Source organism: Paenalcaligenes hominis (genome assembly GCF_041359055.1).
Lineage (GTDB): Bacteria > Pseudomonadota > Gammaproteobacteria > Burkholderiales > Burkholderiaceae_B > Paenalcaligenes > Paenalcaligenes hominis_A.
In genome coordinates, this window is record NZ_JBGJKZ010000001.1 from 805,180 (window position 1) to 820,667 (window position 15,488).

Here is a 15,488-nt window from a genome sequence, read left to right on the forward strand (position 1 = left end):
ATACACCTGAATGAAAAGGGAGCACCATGGCAGAATTGGTAAAGGTAGACATTCAAGATCAAGTGCTAATCATTACGCTAAATCGTCCTGAGGCTCGTAATGCAGTGAATTACGAAACGGCAGTACAGTTAGCAGCAGCATTAGATGAGCTGGACGCCAATCCAGATCTTACTGTTGGGATTTTAACAGGCGCAAATAATACATTTTGTGCGGGGATGGATTTAAAAGCATTTGCTAAAGACGGCCAGCGCCCTTATGTGGGTCGTCGTGGCTTTGCTGGCATTTGTGAGCAACCCCCACGTAAACCGCTAATTGCAGCCATTGAAGGCTATGCGTTAGCGGGGGGCTTAGAAATTGCCATGGCTTGTGACATGATTGTAGCGGGGGCTAGCGCTAAATTTGGTTTGCCTGAAACCAAACGCGGTATTGTGCCTGGGTCAGGCGGCATGTTGCGTTTGCCTGCTCGCGTTCCATACGTGGTAGCCATGGAGCTGGTCTTAACCGGTGATATGTTCAGCGCGGAACAAGCAGCGGCGTGGGGGCTAATTAACCGAGTCGTGCCCCACGGCGAGGCTCTACAAGGGGCACTCGACTTAGCGGCTCGTATTAAGGAAAATGGCCCAATGGCGGTGCAGGTGGCTAAACAAGTGATTTCTCAGTCTAAAGACTGGCCCCAAGAACATATGTTTGATTTGCAGCGCCCCCGCATTGATGCCGTTTTTGTTTCAGCAGACGCCAAAGAAGGTGCTACTGCTTTTGCAGAAAAACGCAAACCTATTTGGCAAGGAAAATAATCCTGTTTGTTTTGGCTTTGTCACCGCAAAGCCGTTTGTTTAATTAATACAATACATCATGACAACACTCATTAAAGAAAGCGATTTAATCCAATCCCTGGCGGATGCAGTGCAGTTCATTAGTTTTTACCATCCTGAAGACTATATTCAACATTTGGCCCGCGCCTACGAGCGAGAGCAAAGCCCAGCAGCTAAAGACGCTATTGCGCAGATTTTGACTAATTCACGTATGTCAGCGTTGGGCAAACGTCCTATGTGTCAGGATACCGGTGTAGTCAACGTATTTTTAAAAGTGGGCATGAATGTCCGTTTTGACAGTGAGCGTTCTTTACAGGAAATCTGTGACGAAGGGGTGCGCCAAGGTTATACCAATCCAGATAATCCTTTACGTGCCTCAGTGTTAGACGATCCTATTTTCGCGCGTAAAAACACACGTGATAACACCCCCTGTATTGTGAATGTTGAGTTGGTGCCAGGTAACACTATAGAGGTGGGCGTAGCGGCTAAAGGGGGTGGCTCTGAGAACAAAAGTCGTTTTGCGATGCTTAACCCTAGCGAATCCATTGTTGATTGGGTGGTAGAACAACTGCCTCAAATGGGTGCAGGTTGGTGTCCTCCTGGTGTGCTGGGTATTGGTGTAGGTGGCACAGCGGAAAAAGCCATGCTGATGGCTAAACAGTCATTGATGGATGACATTGACATGTTTGAGCTGCTAGAGCGTGGCCCCCAAAACAAACTCGAAGAAATGCGCATTGAAATTTATAACCGTGTGAATGAGTTAGGTATAGGGGCTCAAGGTCTTGGGGGGTTAACTACAGTATTGGATGTCAAGATTCATACATTCCCCACCCATGCTGCTTCTAAGCCTGTGGCGCTGATTCCAAACTGTGCGGCAACCCGTCATGTGGACTTTGTGTTAGATGGTTCAGGCCCTGCTACGTTAACCCCACCTTCCATGGATGTTTGGCCTGAAGTAGAATGGGCACCCGATTACAATAAATCCAAACCAGTCAATTTGGACACGCTTACCGCCGAAGAGGTGGCTAGCTGGAAGCCAGGCGAGACCTTGCTATTATCTGGTAAAGTCTTAACAGGTCGTGATGCAGCACATAAACGCATTCAAACCTTATTGGCAGCGGGTGAACCGTTGCCTGTCGATTTTACAAACCGTGTTATTTACTATGTGGGTCCTGTAGATCCAGTGCGTGACGAGGCGGTAGGCCCTGCCGGTCCTACCACCGCTACCCGTATGGATAGTTTTACTGACATGATGCTAGGTCAAACAGGTTTAATTTCCATGATTGGTAAAGGCGAGCGCGGCCCTAAAGCCATCGAGGCCATTAAAAAACACAAATCAGCTTCTTTAATGGCTGTGGGCGGAGCCGCTTATTTAGTGTCTAAAGCCATTCAAACAGCAAAGGTAGTGGGCTTCGAAGACCTTGGCATGGAAGCCATCTATGAGTTTGAAGTTAAAGACATGCCGGTAACGGTAGCGGTGGATTCTCAAGGTGTATCGGTACATAACACCGGGCCAGCTCATTGGCGTCAACTGATTAAAGAAATTCCCATTGTGGCGTCTTAATTAGGGACAACCATGAAAACCCCGCCTAGGCGGGGTTTTTTTACTCTGTTTAGCATAGGATAATAGCTTCTACCGTGTAGAGTGGTGCACGTATTTCGTAGGTCTTTGCTATAGAGCACTAGTGTTTTTTCTTTAAAGCCAACGTATGCGTTTGGTTTGAGCTATTACACGCTGTCCACAGTGGTCAAGGCTAAAATAAAACCCGTCATCATAGTGAAAGCAAATGCGAATTTTATTGATTGAAGATGAAAAAGAGTTAGCGCACTGGTTAGTTCGAGCTCTAGAGCAGCGTGCGGGCTTTATTGTGGATTGGGCTGCTGATGGCTTACTCGCCTCAAAACGTTTGCAGGTTGAAGAGTTCGATGCCATTGTGTTGGATTTGGGCTTGCCTTCGCTGAGTGGCGAGGAGGTATTACGTCGGTTGCGTGAACAAGACGTACGCACGCCGGTATTAATACTCACAGCCCGAGGTGCTTTGCATGAACGGGTTAGCTTGTTGCATTTGGGGGCAGATGATTTTTTAAGCAAACCCTTTGAACTTGAGGAATTAGAGGCTCGTCTGTTTGCTTTAATCCGTCGCAGCCGAGGTCAGCAACATACCCTATTGCGATGTGGTCCATTATGTTTTGACAGCAGTAGTCAACTTTTTTATTTAAATGAGCAACTGTTAGAACTGTCGCCCCGTGAGCGTGCTGTGCTAAGGGTGTTATTGCAGCGCAGTAATGAGCCAGTGAACAAGGAATACATAGCACACCGTGTGTTTACTGATGATGAAGAGGTTCATCTCGAGGTGGTCGAGGTATTAATTCATCGTATTCGTAAAAAAATTCAAAATAGTGGGGTGCATATCTTGACGCAGCGAGGAGTTGGCTATGTTTTGGCAGAGGTTGAGCAGCAATAAAAAACCATGGTTCGGTCCAAAAAGTATACGTAAAACTCTTTTTCTTTGGGTGCTGCCTACGTTGTTTTTTGGGATGGCGGTTAGTCTACAGCTTTCAGTGGATTTATTAGCAGAACAAGCAGAAAGTGCTTACGACCGAACATTAGCGGGCGTATTGCAATCGATTAATGCCAATATCTCTACTGAGCAAGGTGGCTTGGCCCTAGAGGAACCCTACCGGTTATTGGAGTTCTTTCACATGGCGGTAGATGGACAAGCCTATTATCATGTAGCCATAGATGACGGCTTAGCTGAAATTGGTTTTTCAGAATTACCGCGCCCAGCTCATATTCCTAATGAAAATCAGATTTATTTCCATACAGGGGAGTACTTAGGCGGTCAGATGGTGCGTACTGCTACGCTGCTACGTCCTATGATGGCGGATGATCCTAAAGACACGCGTCGTCTAATTGTACAAGTGGGGGAGTCATTAGAAGAGCGTCAAGCTTTCTTAGAGCGTTTGGTCTGGCGTTCTATTTGGCGGGATGTGTTTGCTTTGATTTGGACAGCATCTATTTTAGCCTTGGGCATCATGAGCGCGCTTGTGCCAATGCAACAGATGAGGCGTCGTTTGGCTAAACGCAATGCGGGCGATTTACGCCCACTAGAGGTAGCTGATCTACCCAAGGAAATCGTTCCTTTAGTCACTGAGCTCAATCATCTGATGGGGCGAGTGCTTGATCAAAATAAACGACAACATCAGTTTTTGCATGATGCTTCACATCAATTGCGTACGCCATTAAGTATTTTAAAAACTCAAGTCAGTTTTGCTTTGCGTGAGCCTGATCCCACCGAAGTTAAACAGGCGTTAGTGGCTATGGCAAATACTATTCGTCGTGCTACCCGTTTAACTAATCAACTATTAAATTTAGCGCGCGTACAACATACTGCAACCACACAAGATTACGCTCTAAAAGAAATGGTGGATTTGCACTATTTGCTACGGCAAAGCGTTGATCATTTAGAAATAGTCGCTTTAACCAAAGACATTGATGTGCAGCTTGAAGTGGAGACTGGCCCCTTTTTATTAAAGGGCGACCCCATTTTATTGCAAGAGGCGATTGTGAATTTGCTGGATAATGCGTTGCGCTATAGTCCAATACAGGCCACGGTATATATCAGCCTCAAACGTATTAATGCAGCACAAATTCTAATTTGTGTTGAGGATGAAGGCGTGGGTATGTCAGAGCGAGACTTACGTACCGCTGGACATCGCTTTAGGCGTGGCACACAAGGAAAGGATCAAAATGGTGCGGGCTTGGGTTTAGCAATAGTTAAGTCTATTGTTGAATTACATGGCGGGCGGCTAGTTTTGGGACCTTCAGCTACACACAGCGGCTTAGCTGCCTCATTAGTGTTTACCCTAGATATTAAGCCGGAATCGTAAACCGAAAGCTAATCGAAAGCTTTGGTTAGGTAAGGTGTGGTCAGATAAACGTAATACTACGTATGTTTGAGGAGAACCATACCGTGAAACTAAGCACAAGAAAAGTAACAAAACTTATAGGCCTGGCTGCGTCTGCAGCTGTATTGTCATTGTCTATTTTCAGTGCACATGCTGAGGAGCCCACACGCCCCGAGTGCATTGCGCCAGCTCAACCTGGTGGTGGCTTTGATTTGACGTGTCGTTTAGCTAAGCAAGCGCTAGAGCAATCCGAGCAGTTAAAAGCGCCCATGCGTATTGTGTATATGCCTGGAGGTATTGGGGCAGTGGCCTACAACTCCATTGTGACGCAGCGTAATAATGAGCCTGGCACTATTGTTGCCTATTCCAGCGGGTCGCTATTGAACTTAGCTCAAAAGAAATTTGGGCGTTATGACAGCGATGCTGTACGTTGGTTATCCGCTATTGGTACGGATTACGGAGTAGCAGTAGTACGTGACGATTCATCATTTCAAAATTTAAATGATTTAATGAATGCCCTCAGTGAAGACCCCACCAAAGTAGTATTTGGTGCCGGAGGAACAGTGGGTAGTCAAGACTGGATGAAAGCGGCCTTGACTGCTAAAGCAGCAAATGTGAATCATAAAAACATGCGCTTTGTTGCCTTTGAAGGTGGTGGTGAAGGACTAACTGCTTTACGTGGTGGTCATATTCAAGTGTTTATGGGTGATGCGGCAGAGGTGTTATCTCTTATCGAAGGTGGGGCACCTATCCGTTTGTTAGCTGTTTATAGTGAAGAACGTTTGCCCGGCATATTTGAGGATGTACCCACTGCTAAAGAACAAGGGTTTGATATCGAGTGGCCTATTATCCGTGGGTTTTATGTAGGGCCTAAAGTAAGTGATGAAGCCTATAACTGGTGGGTAGAAGCCTTTGATAATGCTATGTCGGCAGAAGGCTATGAGGCACTGCGTCTGCAATTGGGATTATTTCCTTTTTCAATGACCGGAGCAGAGTTAGATAGCTATATCCATAAACAAGTTGATCAGTACGAGGAATTAGCCAGTGAGTTTGGCTTAGTGAAATAAGGTTACTGCCGAGTTAAACAGAGGTAGAGCGGTGCTCTATCTCTATTAAGGTAATACATGATGAGTGATAGAGTTTTAGGTCTGTTTTGCTTAGTGATTGCGGCAGTGGTTTTTTGGCAATCCTATGATATGGTCCCGGCATTTTCCTATGAACCATTGGGCCCACGCGCTTTTCCTATGTTAATAGGAGCCTTGTTAGCACTATGCGGCTTAGTGTTAGTTGTAAAAAATCAATTTATTGCACCCCGTTTACCCCAAGGTACCCATAGAAAAATTCTACTGTTGTTTGCTTATATTTTGGTGTATGCCTTGCTATTTCAACCACTAGGGTTTGTGGTGGCAACCATATTGATGGTGTTTTTATTAGGAAAACTATTTGGTGGGCGCACAGGTCCATTGCTTTTAAGCGCTGTATTGATGGCAGGTAGTTTGTATTGGTTATTTGATCGGGTAATGGATGTAGTGTTGCCCGCAGGTCTATTAGGTGTATAGCCATGGGTAATATCACGCAATATCTCGCAATGGGTTTTGAGGTCGCAACTAGCCCATACAATTTGCTCATTGCTTTATTAGGGTCTTTCTTTGGAACCGTTATCGGCTTATTACCGGGTTTAGGGCCTATTAATGGGGTGGCTATGCTCATTCCCATTGCATTTGCTTTACAGATGCCCCCCGAGTCAGCCTTAATTTTGTTAGCTGCTGTCTATGTAGGTACAGAATACGGTGGTCGCATTGCATCCATCCTGATTAATGTGCCGGGTGATGCAGCCGCTGTTATGACTACTTTAGATGGCTACCCTTTAACAAAAAAAGGGCTAGCGAATGTCGCGTTGTCTTTATCCGCTTGGGCGTCTTTTTTAGGCTCAATGCTAGCTTTTTTTGGTATTGTCATTTTCGCTCCTTTGCTTGCAAACTGGGCACTGGCCTTTGGTCCAGCAGAGTATTTTGCGTTGATGGTGTTTGCCTTTTGTTGTTTAACAGGATTGTTAGGGGCTGATCCTATCAAAGGCTTGATTGCCGCGTTATTGGGGCTGCTTATTTCCACTATAGGGGTGGATTCGAACTCTGGCTTGTACCGATTTACGTTTGATCTACCTAATTTGGCTGATGGGTTAAGTTTTATTGTGGTGGTGATTGCTCTATTTGCAGTCAGTGAAATGCTACAACTATTGGAAAACAGCTTAACTGGGGCAAAAATTACCTACCCACAGAGCGAGCGTAAATTATTTAATTTGCAAGAGTTGAAGTTCACGTTGCCTGCCACACTACGTAGTGCTGTGACCGGGTTTGGCTTAGGTGTATTGCCTGGTGCAGGTGCCAGTGTGGCTTCTGCGCTAACCTATGCCAATGAGAAAAAAATAGCTGCTAAAGACCCCAACTCGTGCTTTGGTGAGGGTGACTTGCGTGGTTTGGCTGCACCTGAAGCCGCAAATAACGCCGCAGCTACAGGTTCATTTATTCCTATGTTGACCTTAGGTGTACCTGGGTCAGGCACTACAGCAGTAATGATGGGGGCGTTAACGCTTTATAACATTACGCCTGGTCCTGTATTGTTTGAGCAGCAGCCTGCGTTGGTATGGGGGTTTATTGCTTCGTTGTTTGTTGCCAATATTATTTTGGTGATCTTAAATATCCCTTTGGTACGTTATTTCTCTAAAGTATTGTCTTTGCCGGTGTGGTTACTAGTACCTTTGGTTATTAGCATCAGTTTTATTGGTGTATATGCTATCAATGCTACTACTTTTGATTTGGTTGCCATTAGCCTCTTGGGTTTAGTCGGGTATTTTTTACGTAAAGTGAATATCCCTATGGCCCCCCTTATTTTGGGCGTGGTATTAGGCAATTTGATGGAGCAGAATTTGCGACGTGCTTTGTCAATGACTAACGGTGACTTATCGATTTTGATAGAAAGTGGTATTAGTAAAGGGTTTTGGATTGCGGCAATAGCTGTTTTGGGTGTGCCTTTACTGTTAAAACTGAAGCGTAAATTTAAATCAAACAATTAAGCCATTAAAAAGTCCACCTAAAGGTGGACTTTTTTATTTAAGCAAACCCCATGCTAGTCTTGATCTAAGGGGCGAATGGGTTGATCAGCAACCCGTTGTAGTAAATCTTTAATAGAGCCTTGAGCCAACTGTAATGTGGGCGCTAACTCGGCTAATGGATATAAAACAAAAGCACGTAAATGCAAGCGAGGGTGGGGTACTGTTAGCTCTGGAAGCGCAAACTGCTCGTTTCCATACAGCAATAAGTCTAGGTCTAAGGTGCGAGGCGCATTGGGGTAGCTACGTTCTCGGCCATACTTATTTTCAATGGCAAACAAGGCCTCTAATAATGCAGGAGCAGTTAAGCGGGTAGAAAGTGCTGCCACGGCATTAATGTAATCGGGGCCATCAGCATCTACTGGGGCAGTTTGGTAAAAGCCCGAGATACGCACTTCTGAGGTGTGCTCTAGCTGATGCAATGCATCACAGGCATTGAGTAAGGTGCCAATGGCATCGCCAAGATTGGCACCCATGCCTATATAAGCCACGGTTGGGTTAGGGTTTAAGTTTGTCATTATGGGTCTGTGCAGTAGAGGTACTATGACGAGGACGACGTGTGCGGCGGCGCGGGCGCTTTCCTGTGCCTGTGCGTGATGGAGGGGTGCGCTCAGAGATCAGTAGGGTACGTTGATCTGTGTCGGCATTAGCTAGGTCCATCCACCATTGTGCTTCTACGCTATCCACCTCACGCACTGCAGCGCGTAATTGTAAAAAATCGACGGAAGCACGAAACCGAGGTTGCTCAAGCATGCGCCAAATAGCCCGGTTATTGACACGATCAAAGCGTGCTTGAGTAAACCAAATTTCACGCATATCCGCTTGAAAGCGTTTTTGGATGGGCATAGCTCTGGCTTGGAGGGCTAGTGCATCGTCACTGGCTTGGGCAATGGCTTGGGCTGCAGGTTGACCTTGTTTTTGATAAGCAAGCCATTTTTGTTTTACGGTAGGCCATAAAAGGGTAGCAAATAAAAAGCTAGGGCTTACTGTGCGCCCAGTACGTACACGGCTATCGGTACGTGCTAGAGCATGGTCAATAAATGCGAGGGCTGCTTCGTCTTTTAGTAGCGCATCAAGCTGGGGAAATAAATGCTGATGCAGGCCTTCCTGATGGATAAGAGTTAAACACTGTAGCGCGTTGCCGCAACTAAGAAGCTTGATGCTTTCATCAAATAAGCGCGACTCGGGAACATGATTGATTAAGTTTGCTAGCTGGGTAATAGGGGCATGGGTTGCGGGGTCAATGACGGCATCCAGCTTGGCTGCAAAACGAATGGCACGCAGCATACGTACCGGATCTTCACGATAGCGTGTGGTAGCATCGCCAATAATACGAACTGTGCGATGAGTTAAGTCGTGCACCCCATTGTGGTAGTCGATGACTGTTTCTGTGGTGGGGTCGTAATACAACGCATTTAAGGTGAAATCGCGCCGTAATGCATCGTCTTTGAGCTCGCCGTAATCATTGTCTTGAAGAATGCGGCCGTGCGCATCGACAACTTCCGTTTCTTTGGCATCGGTACGAAAGGTGGACGTTTCAATAATTTCACGGCCAAAGACCACGTGCACTAGTTTGAAGCGGCGACCAATAATACGGGCACGTCTGAATAAGGCACGCACCTGCTCGGGGGTGGCATTGGTAGCCACGTCGAAGTCTTTGGGTTCTAGCCCAACAATAAGGTCACGCACAGCACCACCGACGATATAGGCTTCATAGCCTTTGTCTTGGAGCACTTCGCAGACCTTAATGGCATGACGCGATACGAGGCGACGATCAATATGGTGTTGTGCCACACCTAAGCGTTGCGGCCCTTTAGGTGTAGGGGGCGCAGCGGAGAAAAGTCGAGAAACAAAGTTTCTTATTGTTTGAGTTAACATGCGTAGTTACGATTTAGCATCCAGTAGATCGTCAAAGAGATCAATGATTTTCCAGTTTCGTTCTTGGGCAGTTTGTCGTAGTGTGGCGCTAGGGTTGGTGGCTACCGGGTGAGTCACGACCTCCATAAGCGGCAGATCGTTAGGTGAATCACTGTAAAACCACACGTTTTCAAATTGATCCCGCTTTAAGCCTAGCTCGTGTAGCCACTGATCAACACGAACAATTTTACCGGCTTGATACGACGCAACCCCTGCAATACGACCAGTAAATAGCCCCTCTTGGGCTTCGGGTATGGTGGCGATTAAGTGTTCAAACCCCAGCGCCTTGGCAATAGGAGCTGTTACAAACTCATTCGTTGCCGTGACAATGGCACAGAGATCACCCTGAGCCATATGCTGTTGGACTAAGGCATGAGCTTGGGGCAGCAAAGCCGGTGCAATCACTTCTTCCATAAAGACCTGTTGCCACTCGAGCAGGGTTTCACGAGGTTGGTTGGCAATAAGTCCCAGCATAAAAGCAGCGGATTCTTCAGCACTAAGATTGCCGGCATTGTAGCGATCCATCAGCTCGTCATTGCGGCGTTGTGCTTCGATGGGGTCACCAATACGCCCTGTGCGTGCTAAAAAGTCGGCCCATTGATAATCGCTATCTAAGGGTAACAAGGTATGATCTAAGTCGAACAAAGCGAGGTTTTGTGGGGATATCATGCGAGCTCACAAAGCAACGGCCCAACGGCCTAGAGACGAAATAAAGAAAAGAAAATAGTTATCCTATGTGTGCTAATTATACAAAGCAACCGCAGTGACTGTGTTTAAAAGCTGCAGACTTAGTTAATACACATTAAAATAGAATTTTTGGCTACGGCTAGTGTGCCATAGCTAAGGTACAATTTGTACGTTTAGTAATTTTACCTCTCCCACGGCGTTATTCATGACAAACAATCAATCCGTATCTTTGACCTACCGCGATGCTGGGGTCGATATCGAAGCGGGCGACGAGCTCGTCTCTCGTATTAAACCTTTAGCTGCACGGACTATGCGTCCTGGCGTGTTAGCAGGCCTAGGCGGTTTCGGTGCTATGTTCGAGCTACCCAAAGACCTCAAAGAGCCAGTTTTGGTATCGGGTACCGACGGCGTAGGTACAAAATTGCGCTTAGCTTTCGAGTGGCAGCGCCACGATACCGTAGGCATAGACTTGGTAGCCATGAGCGTTAACGACATCTTGGTCCAAGGTGCAGAGCCTTTATACTTTTTAGACTATTTTGCCTGTGGCAAATTAGACCTAGATACCGCTACCGATGTAGTAGCAGGCATAGCCAAAGGCTGTGAGCTATCGGGTTGCGCGCTTATTGGTGGTGAGACGGCTGAAATGCCTGGCATGTATCCCGACGGTGAGTACGATCTAGCAGGCTTTGCCGTAGGCGCTGTGGAAAAATCCAAAATTATTACTGGTGAAACAATTGCTGCTGGCGATGTGGTGCTAGGCTTAGCCTCCAGTGGTGCGCATTCAAACGGTTATTCTTTAATTCGTAAAATATTAAAACATGCTAATGTGCGGCCTACCGACGAACTAGATGGTACGCCTTTTGTTGATCTGGTCATGGCTCCTACACGCTTGTATGTAAAGCCTGTGTTAGCCGTTTTAAACGAATTCACTACAGCAATTAAAGGTTTAGTGCACGTAACTGGTGGTGGTCTGTTGGAAAATATACCGCGTGTGTTACCTAAACATACCGCCGCGCATATTGATCGCAATGCTTGGACCTTACCTCCTTTGTTTCAGTGGTTACAGGAAAATGGAGGGGTAGCCGACGAGGAAATGTGGCGCGTCTTTAACTGTGGTATTGGCATGATTGTAGTGGTGCCGGCAGATCAGGCCGCAGCCATACAAGCAGCTTTTACAGCCCAAGGCGAAACCGTCTTTGCATTGGGCCAGATTACCGAGCGCAAGGCGGACGAGGCAAGCGTAGTTATTGCTTAATTAGTCTGCGTTACCGTGTCAAAAAGCCTCTGCTTTGCAGAGGCTTTTTTGGGTCCATACAAAACGTACTACCAGTGTTTAGCGACTAAATCTACGACGAGATCTGCACGATCTGGGTTCATGCAGTCCACTTGCTCTCGTTCGGGCATGGAGCGTAACCAAGTCATTTGGCGTTTGGCTAGCTGACGCGTTGCACTGACTGCTCGCTCTACCGCTTCATTTAGTGATAGTTCGCCCGCAAGGTGATCCCAAATTTGCCTATAGCCTACACTACGAATTGAAGCTAAGCCGCTGTGTAGGTCAGGGCGTGCATACAGTTGCTCTACTTCAGCCACAAGGCCTTCATCTACCATTTGGTGATAACGCGCTTGAATACGAGGACTAAGCAGTTGTCGTTCCGTGGGTTCTAGGCTAATTGTAACGTAATCGCGTTGCTGAACAGGGCGAGGTGGTTTTTCTTTTAGCCAAACTGACATGGGCTTGCCGCTAACCCGATAAATTTCTAAGGCTCGTTGAATACGTTGCCCATCATTAGGAGCAAGACGGGCTGCTGTGGCGGCATCAATGGCTGCTAGTTCAGCGTGCAACGCAGGCCATCCTTTTGACAGCGCCTCGGCATCCAGTTCGGCACGTATGGCGGGAGTGGATTCGGGCAGTTGACTCAGGCCATCACGCAACGCTTTGTAGTAAAGCAAGGTACCCCCACATAGCAACACATGCCGTTGCCGTTGATGAATCTCATCGATTAAGCGTTCCGTATCATGAACAAAACTAGCCGCTGAATACGATTCAGCGGGGTCACGAATATCAAGTAAATGATGTGGTATTGCGGCTTGTTCGGCTTTGGATGGTTTGGCCGTGCCTATGTCCATTCCTGTGTAGATGGTGGCCGAGTCCATGACAATAATTTCTATATCCCAACGCTGTGCCAGAGCGAGGGTTGATGCGCTTTTACCGGCAGCAGTCGGGCCTGTTAAACAAATTACAGTGGGCGCTGCCATTACTGACCTCGTAGAAAAAGTTTGTCCAAATCGCCCATGCTCCAGTAAAACCAGGTGGGTCGGCCGTGGTTGCATAAGTCGGCGCGCTCTGTTTGTTCCATAGCTCGTAACAGCGCATTCATTTCGGTAATGCTTAACTGCCGATTGGCACGCACTGAACTGTGACACGCCATGGTAGAGAGTAGCTCGTTGCGTTGGGCCTCGAGTCTAGCCGAATTACCAAAACGATTTAAATCGGCTAATACGCCTCGTGCTAAGGCTTCGATATCGGCGTGAGCTAATAATGCGGGAACAGCTCGAACGGAAACAGAGGAGGGGCCGGTGGGACGCATAATAAGCCCTAGGCTTTCAAGTTGCTCTTGGTACTCTTCGACCAGAGCGCTTTCTGTTTGGGAGCAGTTAAATGCGACGGGTACTAGCAGTTCCTGCATAGGCAGCTCGCGCTCATTCATGTGCTGTTTAAGTTTTTCATACACCACGCGCTCGTGTGCAGCGTGCATATCAACTAAGATCAGACCGTTTTTAACTTGGGATAAGATATAGACCCCATGCAATTGGGCTAAGGCCATACCCATAGGTAAGTCTGTGCCTGCTTCAGTAATCTGTTGAGGTAAGGTTTGGGCGTTGGTCGTAGGCAAAGCAACGGGGTCAAGCGCAGGCGCAATTTCTGAGTTCACTCTTTGATCCGCCGGCGCATAAAACTGTTGCCATTGTTCGGCTTTGGGTACAGGCTGCTCGTGTAAATCAATGCGCTGTTGATAGCGCGGCATGCTGCTGTAGCCACCGCTAGTAGAACGAAACCCCGTTGATGGCGCAGAAGCCGGTGGTGCAAAAGGTGCACTGTTCTGAGCGTCAGGGGTAAGGGGGGCAGCAGCCGTCAGGTGTTGGATGCGCTCGGCTTGGTTTTCCGCTAAAGCTTCTTGGAGGGCTTTATTTATAAAGCCAAACACCGCATTGGATTCACGGAAGCGAACCTCATGTTTAGCAGGGTGTACGTTGACATCTACGGCGTGGGGGTCAATGGATAAATACAAAATATAAGCGGGTTTGCGGTCGCCATGCAATACGTCTTTGTAAGCGCTTTGAATCGCTGCGGTCATAACGCGATCACGCACAAAGCGGCCATTCACAAAGGTGTAGTTTTGATCGGTGCGGGGCTTAGCAAAAGCGGGGCGAATTATTAACCCCTCTAGACGAATTAAGCCGGCTTCGGCCTCTAGGCCTACACTTTGCTCTACAAACTCAGTTCCTAAGATTTGCATAACACGGTCTTGAATCGTGCCAGCGGGCCAGTGACGACTGGGCTTGTTGTTATGGAAAATACGAAAACTGACCTGAGGATAAGCCAAAGCAATGCGCTCAGCGGCAGTAATACAATGCCCTAGTTCAGTGGCCTCTTTGCGCAAAAACTTACGACGAGCAGGAATATGATCAAAAACCTGGCGCACATCAATACGGGTGCCTTGAGGACCAGCGCTAGGTTGGGGTTCCGTTTGTCCTGCTTGTAGTTCCCAAGCATGATCTTGATCTGCCGTGCGAGACCGTATGCTAAGCGTTGCAATGGAGGCAATAGATGGGAGCGCTTCGCCTCTGAACCCCATTGACGCTACGTTTTCTAACTCGTCCAGAGAGCGAATTTTACTGGTGGCGTGTTGAGTCAAGGCTAAGGGTAGTTCTGCTTTAGGAATACCCGTGCCATCGTCATTCACGGCAATACGATTTACGCCACCGCCATCAAGACGAATTTCTATATTTTTGGCTTGCGCATCTAGCGCATTTTCCAGTAATTCTTTCAAAATAGAAGCTGGGCGCTCGATGACTTCACCAGCGGCAATTTGGCTAACAAGGACGGGAGGAAGAGGTTGAATAGGGCGATAGGTCATAGTTTTACAATATTAAATCTAGTCACCATTGTAGTGCATGCACAGTATTAAAACTGACGTACAATGCTTGCTGTATTTGTTCTTGCCTTAATGATTTGTGCTCTTGAAGGGATATCATGCCAGAGATTTTAACCATGCTGCTCCATATCGATCAGTATTTAGGTATTTGGGTTGAGCAGTATGGCGCTTGGATATATGTCATATTGTTTTTAATTATTTTTGGTGAGACTGGGCTTGTTATTCTCCCTTTTTTACCCGGTGATTCCTTATTGTTTATTGCCGGTGCGTTTGGTGCTACGGGCGCATTAAATCCATTTTTATTGGCTTGTTTGCTCTTTGTGGGGGCCGTATTAGGCAATACAGTGAACTATCATGTGGGTCGTTACATTGGCCCCAAGGTGTTTACTACGGAGTCTCGTTTTTTAGATAAAAAGGCCTTAATCAAGACTCAGGCTTTTTATGCCAAATACGGCGGCATTACTATTGTGCTATCGCGGTTTTTACCTGTATTTCGTACGTTTGCCCCCTTTGTGGCGGGGGTGGGCAGTATGCCAGTGTGGCTGTTCCAGTTTTATAATGTGCTTGGGGCGGCTTTGTGGATTTTCGGCTTAATTACTCTAGGTTACTTTTTTGGTAATGTGCCTATTATTAAAGAACACCTAAGCACTATTGTGTTGCTTGGCTTAGCGGCAGCCGTTGTGCCAGTGGTGCTTGGAGTAGGGTGGCGCTTTATCAAAACGCGTCGCAAATAATAAAACGCCGCTTTAATAAAAAGACCCCAAAAAGTTGCAGGGCTACTTAACTTTTTGGGGTCTTTTTTATGCAGAGAAAGTGCTGTGATTAGCCACGCTGAGCTAAGGCCGCACCATTTTTAAAATAATCTTGGATGCCACTAAGCATGGCCCGTGCTAATTT

Annotated in this window: 14 protein-coding genes; 9 read left to right on the top strand and 5 right to left on the bottom strand. The window is 47.0% G+C overall.

Annotated features, from left to right (window positions below):
- Positions 1-26 precede the first annotated feature (26 nt).
- The 7 genes from ACBP46_RS03770 (at position 27) to ACBP46_RS03800 (ending at position 7,794) form a co-directional block, all read left to right on the top strand.
- Positions 27-794, top strand: coding sequence for a crotonase/enoyl-CoA hydratase family protein (locus ACBP46_RS03770; protein ID WP_371015384.1), 768 nt, complete (start codon positions 27-29; stop codon positions 792-794).
- A 58-nt stretch (positions 795-852) separates the two neighbouring features.
- The gene (locus tag ACBP46_RS03775) at positions 853-2,376 is read left to right on the top strand and encodes a fumarate hydratase (RefSeq protein WP_371015385.1); all 1,524 of its coding nucleotides are present in this window, start codon (positions 853-855) and stop codon (positions 2,374-2,376) included.
- A gap of 223 nt (positions 2,377-2,599) precedes the next feature.
- The gene (locus tag ACBP46_RS03780) at positions 2,600-3,277 is read left to right on the top strand and encodes a response regulator (protein ID WP_371015386.1); all 678 of its coding nucleotides are present in this window, start codon (positions 2,600-2,602) and stop codon (positions 3,275-3,277) included.
- Positions 3,249-4,703: a sensor histidine kinase gene (locus ACBP46_RS03785; protein WP_371015387.1), complete on the top strand. Its 1,455-nt coding sequence runs from the start codon at positions 3,249-3,251 to the stop codon at positions 4,701-4,703. The genes ACBP46_RS03780 and ACBP46_RS03785 overlap by 29 nt, the downstream gene beginning before the upstream one ends.
- Before the next feature lie 83 nt (positions 4,704-4,786).
- On the top strand, positions 4,787-5,788 hold the full coding sequence (locus tag ACBP46_RS03790; protein ID WP_371015388.1) for a Bug family tripartite tricarboxylate transporter substrate binding protein: 1,002 nt from the start codon (positions 4,787-4,789) through the stop codon (positions 5,786-5,788).
- 57 nt (positions 5,789-5,845) lie between these two features.
- On the top strand, positions 5,846-6,280 hold the full coding sequence (locus ACBP46_RS03795; protein ID WP_371015389.1) for a tripartite tricarboxylate transporter TctB family protein: 435 nt from the start codon (positions 5,846-5,848) through the stop codon (positions 6,278-6,280).
- Between the two features lie 2 nt (positions 6,281-6,282).
- On the top strand, positions 6,283-7,794 hold the full coding sequence (locus ACBP46_RS03800; protein WP_371015390.1) for a tripartite tricarboxylate transporter permease: 1,512 nt from the start codon (positions 6,283-6,285) through the stop codon (positions 7,792-7,794).
- Between the two features lie 53 nt (positions 7,795-7,847).
- Here the strand turns inward: ACBP46_RS03800 and folK are convergent, their stop codons facing one another.
- Genes folK through ACBP46_RS03815 form a run of 3 tightly spaced genes read right to left on the bottom strand, consistent with a single transcriptional unit; the run spans position 7,848 to position 10,413 of the window.
- Positions 7,848-8,348, bottom strand: a complete 501-nt coding sequence (gene folK / locus ACBP46_RS03805; RefSeq protein WP_371015391.1) for a 2-amino-4-hydroxy-6-hydroxymethyldihydropteridine diphosphokinase — start codon at positions 8,346-8,348, stop codon at positions 7,848-7,850.
- Complete coding sequence (gene pcnB / locus ACBP46_RS03810; protein WP_371015392.1) at positions 8,329-9,708, bottom strand: polynucleotide adenylyltransferase PcnB; 1,380 nt, start codon at positions 9,706-9,708, stop codon at positions 8,329-8,331. Before pcnB ends, folK begins: the two co-directional genes overlap by 20 nt.
- 6 nt (positions 9,709-9,714) lie before the next feature.
- A complete protein-coding gene (locus ACBP46_RS03815; RefSeq protein ID WP_371015420.1) occupies positions 9,715-10,413 on the bottom strand; it encodes an HAD family hydrolase in 699 nt (232 codons plus the stop codon).
- 226 nt (positions 10,414-10,639) lie between these two features.
- On the opposite strand from ACBP46_RS03815, the gene purM reads away from it, so the two are divergent.
- Positions 10,640-11,689 (top strand): phosphoribosylformylglycinamidine cyclo-ligase, encoded by a 1,050-nt coding sequence (purM, locus tag ACBP46_RS03820; protein WP_371015393.1) that lies wholly within the window; start codon positions 10,640-10,642, stop codon positions 11,687-11,689.
- A 68-nt stretch (positions 11,690-11,757) separates the two neighbouring features.
- Here purM and miaA read toward each other — a convergent pair whose 3' ends face one another.
- Positions 11,758-12,690, bottom strand: a complete 933-nt coding sequence (miaA, locus tag ACBP46_RS03825) for a tRNA (adenosine(37)-N6)-dimethylallyltransferase MiaA (protein WP_371015394.1) — start codon at positions 12,688-12,690, stop codon at positions 11,758-11,760.
- Positions 12,690-14,573: a DNA mismatch repair endonuclease MutL gene (mutL, locus tag ACBP46_RS03830; protein ID WP_371015395.1), complete on the bottom strand. Its 1,884-nt coding sequence runs from the start codon at positions 14,571-14,573 to the stop codon at positions 12,690-12,692. The genes miaA and mutL overlap by 1 nt, the downstream gene beginning before the upstream one ends.
- 116 nt (positions 14,574-14,689) lie before the next feature.
- On the opposite strand from mutL, the gene ACBP46_RS03835 reads away from it, so the two are divergent.
- The gene (locus ACBP46_RS03835) at positions 14,690-15,325 is read left to right on the top strand and encodes a VTT domain-containing protein (protein WP_371015396.1); all 636 of its coding nucleotides are present in this window, start codon (positions 14,690-14,692) and stop codon (positions 15,323-15,325) included.
- Positions 15,326-15,488: the final 163 nt, after the last annotated feature.